The following is a 460-nucleotide window of genomic DNA, read 5'->3' on the forward strand; positions in this document are numbered from 1 at the left end:
ACAACGCCGCCGCCGTCCCATGGCTCACCCTTAAAAGCGTTATGATGGTTGGACAGATAGAAGTCCGCACCCGCATTGTTAGCCTTGGCGCAGCGCTCAGCAAGCGTGACTTCCTTGTTGCCAGCAGGGTCATCTACACGCAGGATTTTGAAGCCATCGTACTGAGCCGCACGCTCTGTGAGGTAGTCACAGACGCGATCGTTCAGAAACCACTCGCGTGTCTCATTACGGTCGAGTGCCGCTGGGATGCGCTTACCTGGCGTATTCTTATAGTGACCAGCATCGAGAGCCAACAGAAACTCAGCCATTCTGCGCCACCTCGCTCTTACCGTTCTTGGTGCCGAAGTAGAACGCCACGACGCCCATAAAGATGGTGCCAAACTGCTCAGCAGATACCTTGCCGATCACGGCCAGGTAGCAGAAGACAGCAGTCATCATAATGGACATGATGCTCTTGACG

Annotated in this window: 1 protein-coding gene; it reads right to left on the bottom strand. The window is 54.8% G+C overall.

Annotated elements, in window-relative coordinates; translation table 11 throughout:
• On the bottom strand, positions 1-308 hold a 308-nt coding region (locus J4G38_RS28395; RefSeq protein ID WP_226164200.1), incomplete at its 3' end, for an N-acetylmuramoyl-L-alanine amidase.
• Positions 309-460: the final 152 nt, after the last annotated feature.

The sequence above is a fragment of the Hymenobacter terricola genome, from assembly GCF_017921975.2.
In the GTDB taxonomy this organism is placed as follows: Bacteria; Bacteroidota; Bacteroidia; order Cytophagales; family Hymenobacteraceae; genus Hymenobacter; species Hymenobacter terricola.